This window comes from Streptomyces inusitatus, assembly GCF_014651115.1.
GTDB classification, from domain to species: Bacteria; Actinomycetota; Actinomycetes; order Streptomycetales; family Streptomycetaceae; genus Streptomyces; species Streptomyces amakusaensis.
This window is the reverse complement of the sequence record NZ_BMWG01000008.1, coordinates 131,445-145,119: the sequence shown is the minus strand read 5'-3', so window position 1 is coordinate 145,119 and position 13,675 is coordinate 131,445. Positions and strand designations below refer to the sequence as shown.

Here is a 13,675-nt window from a genome sequence, read left to right as displayed (position 1 = left end):
TGGGAGCCCCTCTGGGGTCAGCTCTCCAGTTCGGGGCGCTTGGGCAGGCCCTCCAGAGGCTGGGCGGGCTGCTCCAGCGGCGGCAGCGAGGGGAGCGCGTCCCAGTGCGTCTGCCGGGCTCGCAGATCCTTGCGGACACGGTCCGCGAGATGGCGGGTGTCCCGCCGGTTCATCACCGCGCCGACCGCCGCGCCGACCATGAACGGCATCAGGTTCGGCAGATTGCGGATCATGCGCTTCATGATCTGCTGGCGCAGCTCGTGCTTGAGGCCGCGGCTGGCCATCACGGCGTTCTTGTAGGTCCCCGGCTTGGTCACCTGGACACCGCGCTCTTCCGACCAGGCGGTCAGATACGCGGTGGTGCGGTCCTTGAGACCGCCCTCGGGACGCAGGCCGTAGACCTCGTGCAGCTCGGCTATGAGCTTCAGCTCGATCGCCGCCACACCGGTGATCTCCGCCGCCAGCTCGGCCGGCATCGCCGGCGGTACGGGCAGCATCGCGACGGCTCCCACGCCCGCGCCGACGGTGGCGGTGGCGTTGGCCGCGCCCGCGACCAGCTTGTCGGCGAGCTGCTCGGGGCTCAGCCCCGGGAATTGGGCGCGCAGGGTCGCCAGATCGCGCACCGGCACACGCGGCGCGTTCTCGATGACACGGTCGGCGACATAGCCGACCGCGGCCTTGGCGCCCTCGCCGCTCCGGATGACGCCCTGGCGCACGGCGGCGAGCCGCCGGAACCTGGTCGCCGTCCCCGGCTCGTCGCCCGCCTCGGCGGGCAGCGCTTCGAGGGCCTGCTGAGTCTCCCGGGGGAGGGTCTCAAGAGCGGCCTCGTGCGGGAAGACGCCGGACGGGGCCTCGGGGCCACGCTCGACGTCTCCCGCACGACGGGGCAGGAGGGCGGCGGAGTGCCCGCCGGAGGGCGTGGAGCCGTCCGCCGGTGCTGTGCCGCCCTGGTGCGCTTCCGACGCCTTCTGGAGCCGGAAGCGCCGCTTCCTGATCGGTGTCTCGTCTGCCACGGCCGACCGGACCTCAGTCGCAGTCGCGGCAGATGGGCTGGCCGTTCTTCTCGCGGGCCAGCTGGCTGCGGTGGTGCACGAGGAAACAGCTCATGCACGTGAACTCGTCCGCCTGCTTGGGCAGGACCCGGACGGCCAGCTCCTCGTTGGACAGGTCCGCGCCGGGGAGCTCCATGCCCTCGGCGGCCTCGAACTCGTCGACATCGACGGTCGAGGTCGACTTGTCGTTCCTCCGGGCCTTGAGCTCTTCAAGACTGTCGGAGTCGACGTCGTCGTCGGTCTTGCGTGGGGTGTCGTAATCCGTTGCCATGTCGCTTCTCCCCCTCCTGGGTGGTTGCGGGTGTCTCCAGCGCACGTAACGCGTGAGAGGCCGGACTTGTGCCCGACCTGAGGCGGAGATTTTGCCTCACATCAAGGTCTGTTACTGAATCGACACCCAACCGGATCGACCCGAGGGTGATCGGGTTGGATGGCGATGGGGACCGTACACGATCCCAATGCCGCAGCTCACGGGCGCCACCCCGTGTACTTCCCGTCATCTTGGCACCCGGAAACCCGGACTTTTACCGGCTTTCCGGAAAGGGACCTGATCACGGAGAGTAGATGGCCTGAAAGCCGCCTCTGTGATCGATCACACAGCCATAACCCGGGAACGAGTCCCGAAAATTCCGCCCAAAGCGAACGGGTTGGCTGCCGTCGAAACACTGTCTCAGAGGGGAAGCGTGACGCGCATCACGAGCCCTCCCCCCTCACGGGGCTCCGCGATGATACGTCCCCCGTGGGCGCGGGCCACCGACCGGGCGATCGAAAGACCGAGACCCACACCCTTGTCACTGCCCGTACGGTCCTCCCGGAGCCGCCGGAACGGCTCCCAGAGGCTGTCGATCTCATACGCGGGAACCACCGGACCGGTGTTCGACACCACCAGCACCGCCTGGCCGTGCTGGGTCTCCGTGGTCACCCGCACCCAGCCGTCCTCGGCGATGTTGTACCGCACGGCGTTCTGCACCAGATTCAGCGCGATCCGCTCCAGCAGCACCCCATTGCCCTGGACCACCGCCGGCGACCGCTCCCCGAGGATCTCCACGCCCTTGGCCTCCGCCTCCGCGCGGGTCTGGTCGACCGCGCGGCTCGCGACCTCGGCCAGATCCACCGGCTTCCGCTCAAAGGTCTGATTGTCGCTGCGGGCGAGCAGCAGCAGGCCCTCCACCAGCTGCTCGCTGCGCTCATTGGTGGCCAGCAGCGTCTTGCCCAGCTGCTGGAGCTCCACGGGCGCGCCCGGATCGGAGAGATGCACTTCCAGCAGGGTGCGATTGATCGCCAGCGGGGTGCGCAGCTCGTGCGAGGCGTTCGCCACGAACCGCTGCTGGGCGGTGAAGGCCCGGCTGAGGCGGTCCAGCATCTCGTCGAAGGTGTCGGCCAGCTCCTTCAGCTCGTCGTCGGGCCCGTCCAGCTCGATCCGGCGGGAGAGATCGGAACCGGCCACCTGGCGGGCGGTGCGGGTGATCCGGCCGAGCGGCGACAGCACCCGGCCCGCCATCGCGTAGCCGAAGGCGAAGGCGATGATGCTCAGCCCCAGCAGGGCGAAGAGCGACCGCCGCAGCAGATCGTCCAGCGCCACCTGCCGCTCGTGCGCGAAGCACGAGGACAGCACGGCGTTGGCCTGCTCGGCCGAGAGCCCGCGGATGAGCGCCGGGCAGGAGTCGTTGGTCCGCTGGATCTTGCTGTCCGGGAGCAGCTTGAAGGGCAGCGAGGTGCCGGAGCTGAGCGCCTGCGCGGCCAGCAGATAGATGATCGACAGCAGCAGCACCCCGGCGATCAGGAACATGCCGCCGTACAGCAGCGTCAGCCTTATCCGGATCGTGGGCCGCAGCAGCGGCCGCACGGGGTCGCGCGGGTCCCAGGTCGGCTTCGGAGGCGCCGAGGGGGGCGCCGGAGCGGAGGCCATCCGCTCAGATCCGGTAGCCGGAGCCGGGCACGGTGACGATCACGGGAGGCTCCCCGAGCTTGCGCCGCAGGGTCATCACGGTCACCCGCACCACATTGGTGAACGGGTCGGTGTTCTCGTCCCAGGCCTTCTCCAGCAGCTGCTCGGCCGAGACGACCGCGCCCTCGCTGCGCATCAGCACCTCCAGGACCGCGAACTCCTTGGGCGCGAGCTGGATCTCCCGGCCGTCGCGGAAGACCTCCCGGCGGTTGGGGTCGAGCTTGATCCCGGCGCGCTCCAGGACCGGCGGCAGCGGGACGGTGGTGCGCCGCCCGAGCGCCCGCACCCGGGCGATCAGCTCGGTGAAGGCGAAGGGCTTGGGCAGATAGTCGTCCGCCCCCAGCTCCAGGCCCTCGACGCGGTCGCTGACATCGCCGGACGCGGTCAGCATCAGCACCCGGGTCGGCATGCCCAGCTCCACGACCTTGCGGCACACATCGTCGCCGTGGACGAGCGGGAGGTCGCGGTCCAGGACGACCACGTCGTAGTCGTTGACGCCGATCCGCTCCAGGGCCGCCGCTCCGTCGTACACGACGTCGACGGCCATGGCCTCCCGGCGCAGTCCGGTGGCCACCGCATCGGCGAGCAGCTGCTCGTCCTCGACGACGAGTACGCGCACGTCTGGATTCCTTCCTCCGGGCCCGTCAGCCATGATCAGGGCAGGTTTACGCACGGGTGTGCGTGTCCATCCTGCCCGTTACGCGCGTAAACCGGCTGTAAGGCGGTGGGCGCTCGCGGCGGCCCGCCCGCCGTCCGGGGAATCGGCCTGAATTCCGGGCCAGTTGAGGTTTCTCGGCGGGAAGGCCGGGGGAGGACGAGAAGACACCCGCGATCACGCCCCGTAGTGGCACACCTCCAGAACCGTGCCATCAGTGATCGCCCGTCCCCTGTCGCGGCAGGGGAGCCCCGGCACACCCCCGTGCCACCGACCCACGACGAGGGGGCGCACATGGACGCATTCACCGCAGGACTGCTTCAGCGGATCAAGGCCGCCGAGACCGACCTCACGCTGGCCCGTGAGACGGGCGACGACTTCCTCGCGGACGTCGAGCAGGCCGAGCTGGACGATCTGCACCGCCTGGCCGCCGAGCACGGCGTGGAGGTCAGGGCCGCCTAGGGAGACTCCCCGGCGACCGCCCGTCCGGCCCGAATCCGCACGACACACCCCCGGCCCCGTACGACATACCCCGTACGACAGACCCCGGCCGCCGATCCGGCCCGATCCGAACGAACCGCGGATCCGGGCCGCGGATCCGGCCCGAATCCCGTACGACCCCGCATCCGAACGCACAGAGCACGGCCGCCCACGGCCCGGACCCGGTGGCGGAGCGCGGTCGTGGATCACTCGAAGGACCCCGGCGCGGATCGTCGCGCCGGGGTCCGTCCGTGTCCGTCCGTGTCCGTCCGTGTCCGTCCGTGTCCGTCCGGGCCGCGGACGCCCCGGTCCGCCGCCCGGAGCCCGGACGGCGGGCCCGGTCAGTCGTGCCAGGCGCCCAGCTCCTCCAGCAGCTCACCGAGGGGCGCGAAGACCCCGGGGCTCGCCGCCACCGTGAGGTCGTACGAGGGCTTCCCGCCGGGCCGGCCGCCCGTCAGCGCCCCCGCCTCCCGCGCGATCAGATCGCCCGCCGCCAGGTCCCAGGGGTGCAGCCCGCGCTCGTAGTAGCCGTCGAGGCGGCCCGCCGCGACATCGCACAGATCGACCGCCGCCGATCCGCCGCGCCGGATGTCCCGCACCCGGGGGATCAGCCGCCGGGCGACATCGGCCTGATGCGCGCGCACGGCCTGGACATAGTTGAAACCGGTGGAGACCAGGGCCTGGTCCAGCGGGGCCGCCGGACGGCAGCGCAGCGCCCGGTCGTCGGCACCGCCCCCGGCGGCGTACGCGCCGCCGCCGAGCACCGCGCGGAAGCTCTCGCCGCGCATCGGCACCTCGACCACCCCCACGACGGTCTCGCCCTCGTACTCGGCGGCGATGGAGACCGCCCAGGTCGGCAGGGCGTAGAGATAGTTCACCGTGCCGTCGAGCGGGTCGACGACCCAGCGGACCCCGCTGGTGCCCGGGCTGGAAGCGCCCTCCTCGCCGAGGAAGCCGTCGTGGGGCCGGTGCTCGGCGAGAAAGCCCGTGATCAGCTTCTCGGCGGCGAGGTCCATCTCGGTGACGACGTCGATGGGGCTGGACTTGGTGGCCGCGACCTCCAGATCGTCGGGGCGGCCGTCCCGGAGCAGCGCGCCCGCCCGGGCGGCGGCCTCCAGGCCGAGATCGAGCAGTTCGGAGAGCAGACTGTCACTGACGCCGGTCATGGCGGCTCCTCACAGACGGGGACTGTCGGCGCCCGCGGCGGCGGGCCGGGGCGCGCGGGCCGGACAGCAGCCGACCGGACAGAGATCGTGCGAGGGGCCGAGCGCCCCCAGGGCGCAGCGCTCCACGGCCGCGCCGCGCTCGGTGGCCGCCCGCTCCAGCAGCAGTTCGCGCACGGTCGCCGCGAACCGGGGATCCGCGCCCACCGTCGCCGAGCGGCGCACCGGAAGACCCAGCTCGGCGGCCTTGGCGGCGGCCTCCGTGTCCAGGTCGTACAGCACCTCCATGTGGTCCGAGACGAACCCGATGGGGATCATCACCGCCGCCGGCGCCCCGGCGGAGCGCAGCTCCTCCAGGTGATCGCAGATGTCCGGCTCCAGCCAGGGGATGTGCGGGGCCCCGCTGCGCGACTGGTAGACCAGCCGCCAGGGGTGCTCCACGCCCGTCTCCTCGCGCACCGCGTCCACGATCAGCCGGGCCGCCTCCAGGTGCTGGCGCACATACGCGCCGCCGTCGCCGTGCTCCGGCACCGGCCCGGAGGAGTCCGCCGAAGCGGTGGGGATGGAGTGCGTGGTGAAGGCGAAATGGGCCTCGTCGCGGATCTCCTTGTCCAGCTCCGCCAGTGACGCCAGCACGCCGTCCACCATCGGGCGTACGAAGCCCGGATGGTTGAAGTAGTGCCGCAGCTTGTCGACCCGGGGCGGCTCAAGCCCCTCGGCCGCCAGCGCCGCCAGCGAGTCCGCCAGATTCTCGCGGTACTGGCGGCAGCCCGAGTACGAGGCGTACGCGCTGGTGGCGAGGACCGCGATCCGGCGGTGACCGGCCAGCGTCATCTCGCGCAGCACATCGGTCAGATACGGGGCCCAGTTCCGGTTGCCCCAGTGGACCGGCAGATCGAGGCCGTGCGCCGCGAAGTCCGCGCGCAGGGCGGCCAGCAGGGCGCGGTTCTGCTCATTGATGGGGCTGACCCCGCCGAACAGGAAGTAGTGCTGCCCCACCTCCTTGAGCCGCTCCTTGGGGATGCCCCGGCCGCGCGTCACATTCTCCAGGAACGGGACGACGTCGTCCGGGCCCTCGGGGCCGCCGAACGAGAGCAGCAGCAGGGCGTCGTAGGGGGTGGGGTCGTGCGCATCGGACATGACTCCGATCCTGCCACCCGCCGCCGACACCGCGACCACCCACCCGCCGTCCCGGCGGTGGAAACCGGCCGCGCGCCCCTTCCCGTACCGCGATGCCCGCCCCCGGGACCCCGGGGTCCCGCCCCCGGGACCCCGGGTGTGCGCGGCGACGCCCCGGGCGTAATCTGCGAATGCCATTCATACTGCTTACCGGAGTTCTCCTTGGCCAGCCCCTACCGCGCCCTCTTCGAGACGCCCGGCAGCATCCGGTTCTCCGCCGCCGGACTCCTCGGACGCATGCCGCTGGCGATGATGGGCATCGGCATCGTGACAATGGTCTCCCAGCTCACCGGCGGCTACGGAACGGCCGGCGCGCTCTCCGCCACGGTCGCCCTCTCGACCGCGGTGCTCGGCCCCCGAATATCCCGGCTGGTCGACCGGCACGGCCAGGCCAGGGTGCTGCGCCCGGCCGCCCTCGTCGCCGCGGTCTCCGTCGCCGGGCTGCTGATCTGCGCCACCGAGGGCGCGCCCGTCTGGACGCTCTTCCTCTTCACCGCCACCGCCGGCTGCGTACCGAGCGTCGGCTCGATGGTCCGGGCCCGCTGGGCCGAGGTCCACCGGGACTCCCCGCACGAGCTGCACACCGCGTACTCCTGGGAATCGGTCGTCGACGAGCTGTGCTTCATCTGCGGCCCGACCCTCGCGATCGGGCTCTCCACCGCCTGGTTCCCCGCCGCCGGACCACTGCTCGCCGTCGTCCTGCTGCTCGCCGGAGTCTTCTGGCTGACCGCCCAGCGCGACACCGAACCGCCGGTCCACCCCCGCGAACACCACGGCGGCCGTTCGGCGCTGCGCTCCCCGGGACTCCAGGTCCTGGTGGCGGCCTCCGTCGCCACCGGCACGGTCTTCGGCGCGGTCGACGTCGTCACCATCGCCTTCGCCGAGGAGCACGGGAGTCCGGCCATGGCCGGACCGCTGCTCGCGCTCTACGCGCTCGGCTCCTGCGCCGCCGCCGTCGTCTTCGGGCTGCTCCGCCCCAAGGGCCCGGCGGCCCGGCGGTGGCTGCTGGGAGTGAGCGCGACGGCCGTGAGTATGATCCCCCTCCAACTGGCCGGGAACCTCACCGTCCTGGCCCTGGTGCTCCTCTTCGCGGGACTGGCCATCGCGCCCACGATGGTGACCACGATGGCCCTCGTCGAGCGGCATGTGCCGCGCTCGGGGCTGACCGAGGGCATGACCTGGGTCAGCACCGGGCTCGCGGTCGGTGTGGCGCTCGGCTTCTCGGCCGGGGGCCGGGCGGTCGACGCCGCCGGGGCCGGGGCGGCCTACGCGGTGCCCGGAGCGGCGGGCGCGATCGCCGTGGGAGTGGCGTTCCTGGGGTACCGCCGGCTGACCGGGCCGGCGCCGAAACGGGAGGGACTGCGGGACGATGAGCGGGGTCGGGGAGAGCGGGACGGCACGAATATGGCGTAACTGGGCAGGCAACGTCACCGCCCGGCCCGTCCGGGAGATCTCACCGGCCTCGGCCGACGAGGTCGTGGACGCGGTGCGGCGGGCGGCCGAGGACGGGCTGCGGGTGCGGACGGTGGGCACCGGACACTCCTTCACCGCGCTCGCCGCCGCCGACGGGCTGCTGATCCGGCCCGATCTCCTCACCGGCATCCGCCGTGTGGACCGCGCCGCGATGACCGTGACCGTCGAGTCCGGCACCCCGCTGAAGCGGCTGAACACCGTCCTCGCCCGCGAGGGGCTCTCCCTCGCCAACATGGGCGACATCATGGCGCAGACGGCCGCCGGGGCCATCAGCACCGGCACCCACGGCACGGGCCGGGAATCGGCCTCACTCTCCGCGCAGATCACCGAAGTGGAACTGGTCGCCGCCGACGGCTCGCTGCTGACCTGCTCACCGGGGGAGAACCCGGAGATCTTCGCGGCGGCCCGGCTCGGACTCGGCGCGCTCGGCGTCATCACCGCCGTCACCTTCGCCGTCGAACCGCTCTTCCTGCTGCGGGCGCGCGAGGAGCCGATGCCCTTCGACCGGGTCGCCGCGGAGTTCGAGGCCCTGCACACGGAGAACGAGCACTTCGAGTTCTTCTGGTTCCCGCACACCGGCCACTGCGCCACCAAGCGGAACAACCGCTCCGCGGGTCCCGCCGAGCCGCCCGGCGCGATCGCCGACTGGGTCGAACGGGAACTGGTCTCCAACGGTCTCTTCCAGGTCGCCAGTTCCCTGGGCCGGGCCGTCCCGGCGACCGTCCCCGCCCTCGCCCGTCTCGCCGGGCGGGCGCTGACCGCCCGTTCCTACACCGACATCCCCTACAAGGTCTTCACCTCGCCGCGCCGGGTGCGCTTCGTGGAGATGGAGTACGCGCTGCCCAGGGCCGCCGCCATGACGGCGCTGCGCGAGGTGAGGGCGATGATCGAGCGCTCCCCGCTGAAGATCGGCTTCCCGGTGGAGGTGCGCACCGCCCCGGCCGACGACATCCCGCTCTCCACGGCGTACGGCCGCGACAGCGTCTACATCGCCGTCCATCTGTACCGGGGCACGCCCCACCGCGCGTACTTCACCGCCGTGGAGCGGATCATGACCGCGCACGGCGGCCGGCCGCACTGGGGCAAGCTCCACACCCGGGACGCGGAGTACCTCGCCGGGGTGTACCCGAAGTTCGGCGAGTTCCTCTCCGTACGGGACCGGATCGACCCGGAGCGCCGCTTCGGCAACGACCATCTGCGGCGGGTGCTCGGCGACTGAGCCGGCTCACGGCCCGGTGCTCGCGCCGCCGCGCGGCGCGGAGGTGGGTACGGGGGCCGGGCTCCGGCCGGTCGACGGCTCGGCGGTCCCGCTCCCGGAGCCGTCGCCCGGGGTGGGGCCGGTGGGGCCGGTGGGTTCGGAGGGCTCGGTCGGCCCGGAGCCGTTCCCCGCGCCGTTCCCCGCGCCGTTCTCCGTGCCGGTCGACGGGTGCTCCGGATCGGGTACGGGTGTCTCCGGCGGGCCGGATCCGTCGTCCGGAGCGCCGCTCCCCGACGGGTCCGGCCGCTCCCCGGGCCGCTCCCCGGGAGAGCCGGGGGACTCGGGGGACTCGGGGGCGTCCGGAGAGCCGGAGGAGTCCGGTGAGTTCGGGGGCCGCTCGTCCGGGGCCGGTCCGCCGGACCCGCCGGGACCGCCGCGTACGACCGAGCCGACGGTGGTGCCCGTACCTCCGTCGAGCCCGGAGCCGGAGGCCAGTTCGAAGCCGGTGATGCTCGCCATGGCCACGCCGAAGACGACGCCCGCGCCGATCAGCGGGCGCTTCCACCCTCTGACCCTGCTCCCGTGGGTGGTGGCCGCGCCGAACTCCCCGTCGGACCCGGGGGCCGGGGGGAGTGCCGCCTCCCGGGACGCCCGGGACGCCCCGGACTTCTCGCGCCCGCCCGCCGGAGCCGCGCGCAACTGCTCGCCCGTACGGCTGAACAGATGCTGGAAGACCGAGCCGCCGCAGGTGGCGACGACGCTGACGACGCCCGCGCCGATGATCGTGCCGTAGACCCCCAGCCGGGAGGCGAGCACCGCCGCCGCCACGGCGGCCAGGGCGCTTCCGGCCACCTGTGGAACGCTCAGATCCAGCCGCCGCGCCCGCTCTTCGTTCTCTTCCGCTCCGGTCTCCGACCTCTGATGCATCTTCAGTCCCTGCTTGCCCTTCTGTCCCTTGCGTACCCATGAGGGACAAATGGGAGAAGTGAATAGTTCCCTTTGGGGAGATTCTGTGAATCAGGACACCCGGCATCCGGCTGCTGGCGGTGAACCGCCGCGCACGGGGAGAAGTCGCGCGGCGCGGCAGTCCGCTCGGATGGCCCGAATGGAGTACTGTGACGAGCCCTGGGTCCGGACTCCCTCTTGGGTGCCCTGATTCGGGGAGGGGGCCGAACGTGGCGCTCGAACCGGCGGCGTCGCGATATCGCTGGGAAATCCGCACCGAGGGTGGTCGATTGGTCACTCTCGGTGGCAAACGGGTAACCTTGCCATAACGGCGTTCATGGGCATGTGCCCGACACGCCGGGCAAATCGGCAAGGTTGTGGCAGGCTGCACCCGGGCAGGCCACACTCGACTAGCGGAAGCAGCGACGCGACAGGTGACGTCGGCAGGCACCACCCGGGAGGTCCCCATGCCCGAACTGCGTGTCGTGGCCGTCTCCAACGACGGCACACGACTGGTGCTCAAGGCTGCCGACAGCACGGAGTACACCCTCCCCATCGACGAGCGGCTGCGCGCCGCCGTGCGCAACGACCGTGCCCGTCTCGGCCAGATCGAGATCGAGGTCGAGAGCCATCTCCGCCCCCGGGACATCCAGGCGCGGATACGAGCCGGAGCCTCCGCCGAAGAAGTCGCACAGCTCGCCGGGATCCCGGTCGAGCGGGTGCGCCGCTTCGAGGGACCGGTGCTCGCCGAGCGGGCGTTCATGGCGGAGCGGGCGCGCAAGACCCCCGTACGCCGCCCCGGCGAGAACACGGGCCCCCAGCTCGGCGACGCGGTGCGCGAGCGGCTGACGCTGCGCGGCGCGGAGAAGGACACCCTGCTGTGGGACTCCTGGCGTCGTGACGACGGCACCTGGGAGGTGCTGCTCGTCTACCGGGTGGCGGGCGAGCCGCACTCCGCGAGCTGGACCTACGATCCGCCCCGGCGGCTGGTCAAGGCCGTGGACGACGAGGCGCGCGCGCTGATCGGCGAGACCGACGACACCATCGCCGGCCAGGAGCCGAGCTTCCCGTTCGTGCCCCGGATCGCCCGTCTGCCCAGAGACCGGCCACTGGACCGCACCCTCGACCGCCCGAGCGCCAACGCCCCTTCGGCGACCCCGGACGAGGGCGAGCGCGACTCCCTCACCAGCCTCCTGGAGGCGGTGCCCAGCTTCCGCGGCGACATGGTCGTCCCCGAGCGCCCGGCCTCCTCGGAGCCCCCGGGCGACGAGGACCACGATCCGGACGGCCAGGAGCCGGAGGAGGAAGAGCCGATCGCCCCGGCCGCCTCCGCCGGCGCGGGCTCCGCCTACGCGGACGTCCTGATGCCCCGCTCCGTCGCGGGCCACCGCGACCGCCTCACCGGCACCACCGACCGCCAGGCGGAGGCCGACGGCGTCCGCCCCGGCCGCCGCGCCGCCGTGCCGAGCTGGGACGAGATCGTCTTCGGCACCCGCCGCAAGAAGCAGGACTAGCGGACTAGTACCCGGGACCGGTAACCGCCGGTCGGCGTCGACGCCGACCGGCGGTGGCACCTGTCACCGCACGGCGAGCACCAGCTTCCCGGCCGTCCGTCCGGTCTCGCCCAGCGCGTGTGCCCCGGCGGCCTCGGCCAGCGGGAACACCCCGGCGATCGCCGGGCGCAGCCGGCCGGTCCGGACCAGGTCCGCGATCGCCTCCATCCCGGCCCGGTCGGCCTCGACGATCATCACCTCGGCCCGCACCCCGAGCCGGGCCCCCTCCTCGGCGAGTTCCCGCTTCCCGTGGAGCTGGAGGGAGACGAGCACCCCGCCGCGGCGGAGGGTGCGCAGCGAGCGGGCCCGGTAGTCGCCGCCGACGGGATCCAGTACGACGTCCACCTCGCCGACTGCTTCGGCGAAATCGGTCTTCCGATAGTCGATCACCTCGTCGGCCCCCAGGCCGCGCAGGAACTCGTGCTTCTCCCCGCCCGCCGTGCCGATCACATGAGCCCCCCTGGCCTTGGCGATCTGCACGGCGAGATGGCCGACCCCGCCCGCCGCCGCGTGGATCAGGACCCGCTGCCCCGGCCGTAACCGGGCGGTGTCGACCAGGGCCTGCCGGGCCGTCAGCGCGGCCAGCGGCAGCGCCGCCGCCCGCACATGGTCGATCTGCCGGGGTTTGTGCGCGAAGGCCCGTGCGGGCCCGGTGACGTACTCGGCGTGGGCTCCGGCTCCGTGCGGATGGGGCAGCATCCCGAAGACGGCGTCCCCCGGCCCGAACAGGGTGACCCCGGTCCCGACCTCCTCGACCACTCCGGAGACGTCCCAGCCGAGGACGAACGGCGGCGCGCCGAGGAACGCCCCGCTCGCCCGGTGCTTCCAGTCGGTCGGATTGAGCCCGGCCGCGTGGACCCTGACGAGCAGTTCGTTCGGTCCGGGGGACGGGACGTCCAACCGCACCTCTTTCAGCACCTCGGGTCCGCCGAGAACGTCCTGACTGATGGCGCGCATCGTGGCGACGGTTCTGGTCACTGTGCTCATGGGGCGATCCTCGTTCGCCCCGCACGGCTCCGGCAGTGCCGGCCGAACCTGGGTCCGGCACCACCAGTCTCAGCCGTCGATCCCCCGCCGCTCGCTCAGCAGCGCCGTCAGCCGGGCCTCCGTACCGCTGTCCGGCGCGGGGTTGTACAGCAGCAGCCGATGACCGGGCAGATCCGGCAATGGCAGCGTGGTGTACTCGAAGACCAGCTCCCCGGCCTCGGGATGGTCGACGACCTTGCCGCCCTGGGAGGTGCTGCCGACGGGGTGTGCGGCCCATGCGGCGGCGAATTCAGGACTCACGGAACACAGCTCGGCGGCCATCCGGCCGAACTCCGGATCGTCCGGACAGCGTGCGGCGTCCGCCCGGAACTGGCCGGCCATCGCCCGCGCCGCCTCCTCCCGGTGGGTCCGCGCGGAGCGATGGCGGACATCGAGGAAGAAACTCACCAGGCAGTTGTCGCCGTCCTCGCCGTACCCGAAGACCACACGGGCGGCGTGGTTGACCACGACCAGATTCCAGTGCCGGTCGATGACATAGGCGGGGCGCGGCAGCCAGCCGTCGATCACCCGCCGCAGCTCGGGGGAGATCCGCCGGGCCGCCGCCGGTGTCTGCGGCGGATTGAGCCCGGCGAGCAGATACAGATGCTCGCGCTCGGCCGGGGACAGCCGCAGCACCCGTGCGACGGCGTCCAGCACCCCCGCCGACACATTGATGGCACGCCCCTGTTCCAGCCAGGTGTACCAGGAAACCCCCACCCCGGCGAGCACGGCCACCTCCTCGCGGCGCAGCCCCGGGGTGCGCCGCCCGCCGCCTCCGGGCAGGCCCACGTCCGCGGGGGTCAGCCGGGACCGCCGTGAGCGCAGGAACGCGCGTATCTCCGAGCCGCGTCGCTGCCGGGCCGCGGGCGGAAGCCGGGAGGTGTCCATCGGGGCATGGTAGACAACGGCGGTGGGGCGGCCCCCCCCCGGGGGGGGGGGGGGGGGCGCGCCGCGGCGGGCCGCCCGGCGGGGGGGGGGCCCGCCCGGGGGGGGGGGGGCGGGG

13 protein-coding genes are annotated in these 13,675 nt (G+C 72.7%); 4 read left to right on the top strand and 9 right to left on the bottom strand.

The features are described 5' to 3' along the window. Positions 1-17: 17 nt before the first annotated feature. The 4 genes from IE247_RS15725 to IE247_RS15710 form a co-directional block, all read right to left on the bottom strand. Complete coding sequence (locus tag IE247_RS15725) at positions 18-1,013, bottom strand: hypothetical protein (RefSeq protein WP_190123733.1); 996 nt, start codon at positions 1,011-1,013, stop codon at positions 18-20. 13 nt (positions 1,014-1,026) lie between these two features. Further along, entirely contained in the window at positions 1,027-1,323 is a 297-nt protein-coding gene (locus IE247_RS15720) for a DUF4193 domain-containing protein (protein WP_005310959.1), read from the bottom strand. Positions 1,324-1,722: 399 nt separating this feature from the next. After that, on the bottom strand, positions 1,723-2,961 hold the full coding sequence (locus IE247_RS15715; protein ID WP_190123732.1) for a sensor histidine kinase: 1,239 nt from the start codon (positions 2,959-2,961) through the stop codon (positions 1,723-1,725). A 4-nt stretch (positions 2,962-2,965) separates the two neighbouring features. Continuing rightward, positions 2,966-3,619 carry a response regulator transcription factor gene (locus IE247_RS15710; protein WP_190123731.1) on the bottom strand — a complete coding sequence of 218 codons (654 nt, stop codon included), beginning with the start codon at positions 3,617-3,619 and terminating at the stop codon, positions 2,966-2,968. A 330-nt stretch (positions 3,620-3,949) separates the two neighbouring features. Here IE247_RS15710 and IE247_RS15705 point away from each other — a divergent pair, with 330 nt between their 5' ends. Further along, on the top strand, positions 3,950-4,117 hold the full coding sequence (locus IE247_RS15705) for a hypothetical protein (RefSeq protein WP_190123730.1): 168 nt from the start codon (positions 3,950-3,952) through the stop codon (positions 4,115-4,117). Positions 4,118-4,476: 359 nt separating this feature from the next. On the opposite strand, the gene IE247_RS15700 is transcribed toward IE247_RS15705, so the two are convergent. Then, positions 4,477-5,301, bottom strand: coding sequence for an inositol monophosphatase family protein (locus IE247_RS15700; protein ID WP_190123729.1), 825 nt, complete (start codon positions 5,299-5,301; stop codon positions 4,477-4,479). Positions 5,302-5,310: 9 nt separating this feature from the next. Further along, positions 5,311-6,438, bottom strand: coding sequence for a ferrochelatase (locus tag IE247_RS15695; RefSeq protein ID WP_190123728.1), 1,128 nt, complete (start codon positions 6,436-6,438; stop codon positions 5,311-5,313). Between the two features lie 201 nt (positions 6,439-6,639). On the opposite strand from IE247_RS15695, the gene IE247_RS15690 reads away from it, so the two are divergent. Next, positions 6,640-7,890, top strand: coding sequence for an MFS transporter (locus tag IE247_RS15690; RefSeq protein ID WP_190123727.1), 1,251 nt, complete (start codon positions 6,640-6,642; stop codon positions 7,888-7,890). Next, the gene (locus tag IE247_RS15685; protein WP_190123726.1) at positions 7,847-9,169 is read left to right on the top strand and encodes a D-arabinono-1,4-lactone oxidase; all 1,323 of its coding nucleotides are present in this window, start codon (positions 7,847-7,849) and stop codon (positions 9,167-9,169) included. Before IE247_RS15690 ends, IE247_RS15685 begins: the two co-directional genes overlap by 44 nt. Before the next feature lie 6 nt (positions 9,170-9,175). Here the strand turns inward: IE247_RS15685 and IE247_RS15680 are convergent, their stop codons facing one another. Continuing rightward, positions 9,176-10,075 (bottom strand): hypothetical protein, encoded by a 900-nt coding sequence (locus IE247_RS15680; RefSeq protein ID WP_190123725.1) that lies wholly within the window; start codon positions 10,073-10,075, stop codon positions 9,176-9,178. Positions 10,076-10,560: 485 nt separating this feature from the next. Here IE247_RS15680 and sepH point away from each other — a divergent pair, with 485 nt between their 5' ends. Continuing rightward, entirely contained in the window at positions 10,561-11,607 is a 1,047-nt protein-coding gene (gene sepH / locus IE247_RS15675) for a septation protein SepH (protein ID WP_190123724.1), read from the top strand. Between the two features lie 63 nt (positions 11,608-11,670). Here sepH and IE247_RS15670 read toward each other — a convergent pair whose 3' ends face one another. Further along, on the bottom strand, positions 11,671-12,633 hold the full coding sequence (locus IE247_RS15670) for an NADP-dependent oxidoreductase (RefSeq protein WP_190123723.1): 963 nt from the start codon (positions 12,631-12,633) through the stop codon (positions 11,671-11,673). A gap of 69 nt (positions 12,634-12,702) precedes the next feature. Continuing rightward, positions 12,703-13,560 carry a helix-turn-helix transcriptional regulator gene (locus IE247_RS15665; protein ID WP_190123722.1) on the bottom strand — a complete coding sequence of 286 codons (858 nt, stop codon included), beginning with the start codon at positions 13,558-13,560 and terminating at the stop codon, positions 12,703-12,705. Positions 13,561-13,675 lie beyond the last annotated feature (115 nt).

What these genes read in the sequence shown, in the direction of transcription:
- IE247_RS15720 (WP_005310959.1), bottom strand. Translation starts at nt 1,323, where the DNA reads ATGGCAACGGATTACGACACCCCACGCAAGACCGACGACGACGTCGAC.
- IE247_RS15715 (WP_190123732.1), bottom strand. Translation starts at nt 2,961, where the DNA reads ATGGCCTCCGCTCCGGCGCCCCCCTCGGCGCCTCCGAAGCCGACCTGG.
- IE247_RS15705 (WP_190123730.1), top strand. Translation starts at nt 3,950, where the DNA reads ATGGACGCATTCACCGCAGGACTGCTTCAGCGGATCAAGGCCGCCGAG.
- IE247_RS15700 (WP_190123729.1), bottom strand. Translation starts at nt 5,301, where the DNA reads ATGACCGGCGTCAGTGACAGTCTGCTCTCCGAACTGCTCGATCTCGGC.
- IE247_RS15695 (WP_190123728.1), bottom strand. Translation starts at nt 6,438, where the DNA reads ATGTCCGATGCGCACGACCCCACCCCCTACGACGCCCTGCTGCTGCTC.
- IE247_RS15685 (WP_190123726.1), top strand. Translation starts at nt 7,847, where the DNA reads ATGAGCGGGGTCGGGGAGAGCGGGACGGCACGAATATGGCGTAACTGG.
- IE247_RS15680 (WP_190123725.1), bottom strand. Translation starts at nt 10,075, where the DNA reads ATGCATCAGAGGTCGGAGACCGGAGCGGAAGAGAACGAAGAGCGGGCG.
- sepH (WP_190123724.1), top strand. Translation starts at nt 10,561, where the DNA reads ATGCCCGAACTGCGTGTCGTGGCCGTCTCCAACGACGGCACACGACTG.
- IE247_RS15670 (WP_190123723.1), bottom strand. Translation starts at nt 12,633, where the DNA reads ATGAGCACAGTGACCAGAACCGTCGCCACGATGCGCGCCATCAGTCAG.
- IE247_RS15665 (WP_190123722.1), bottom strand. Translation starts at nt 13,560, where the DNA reads ATGGACACCTCCCGGCTTCCGCCCGCGGCCCGGCAGCGACGCGGCTCG.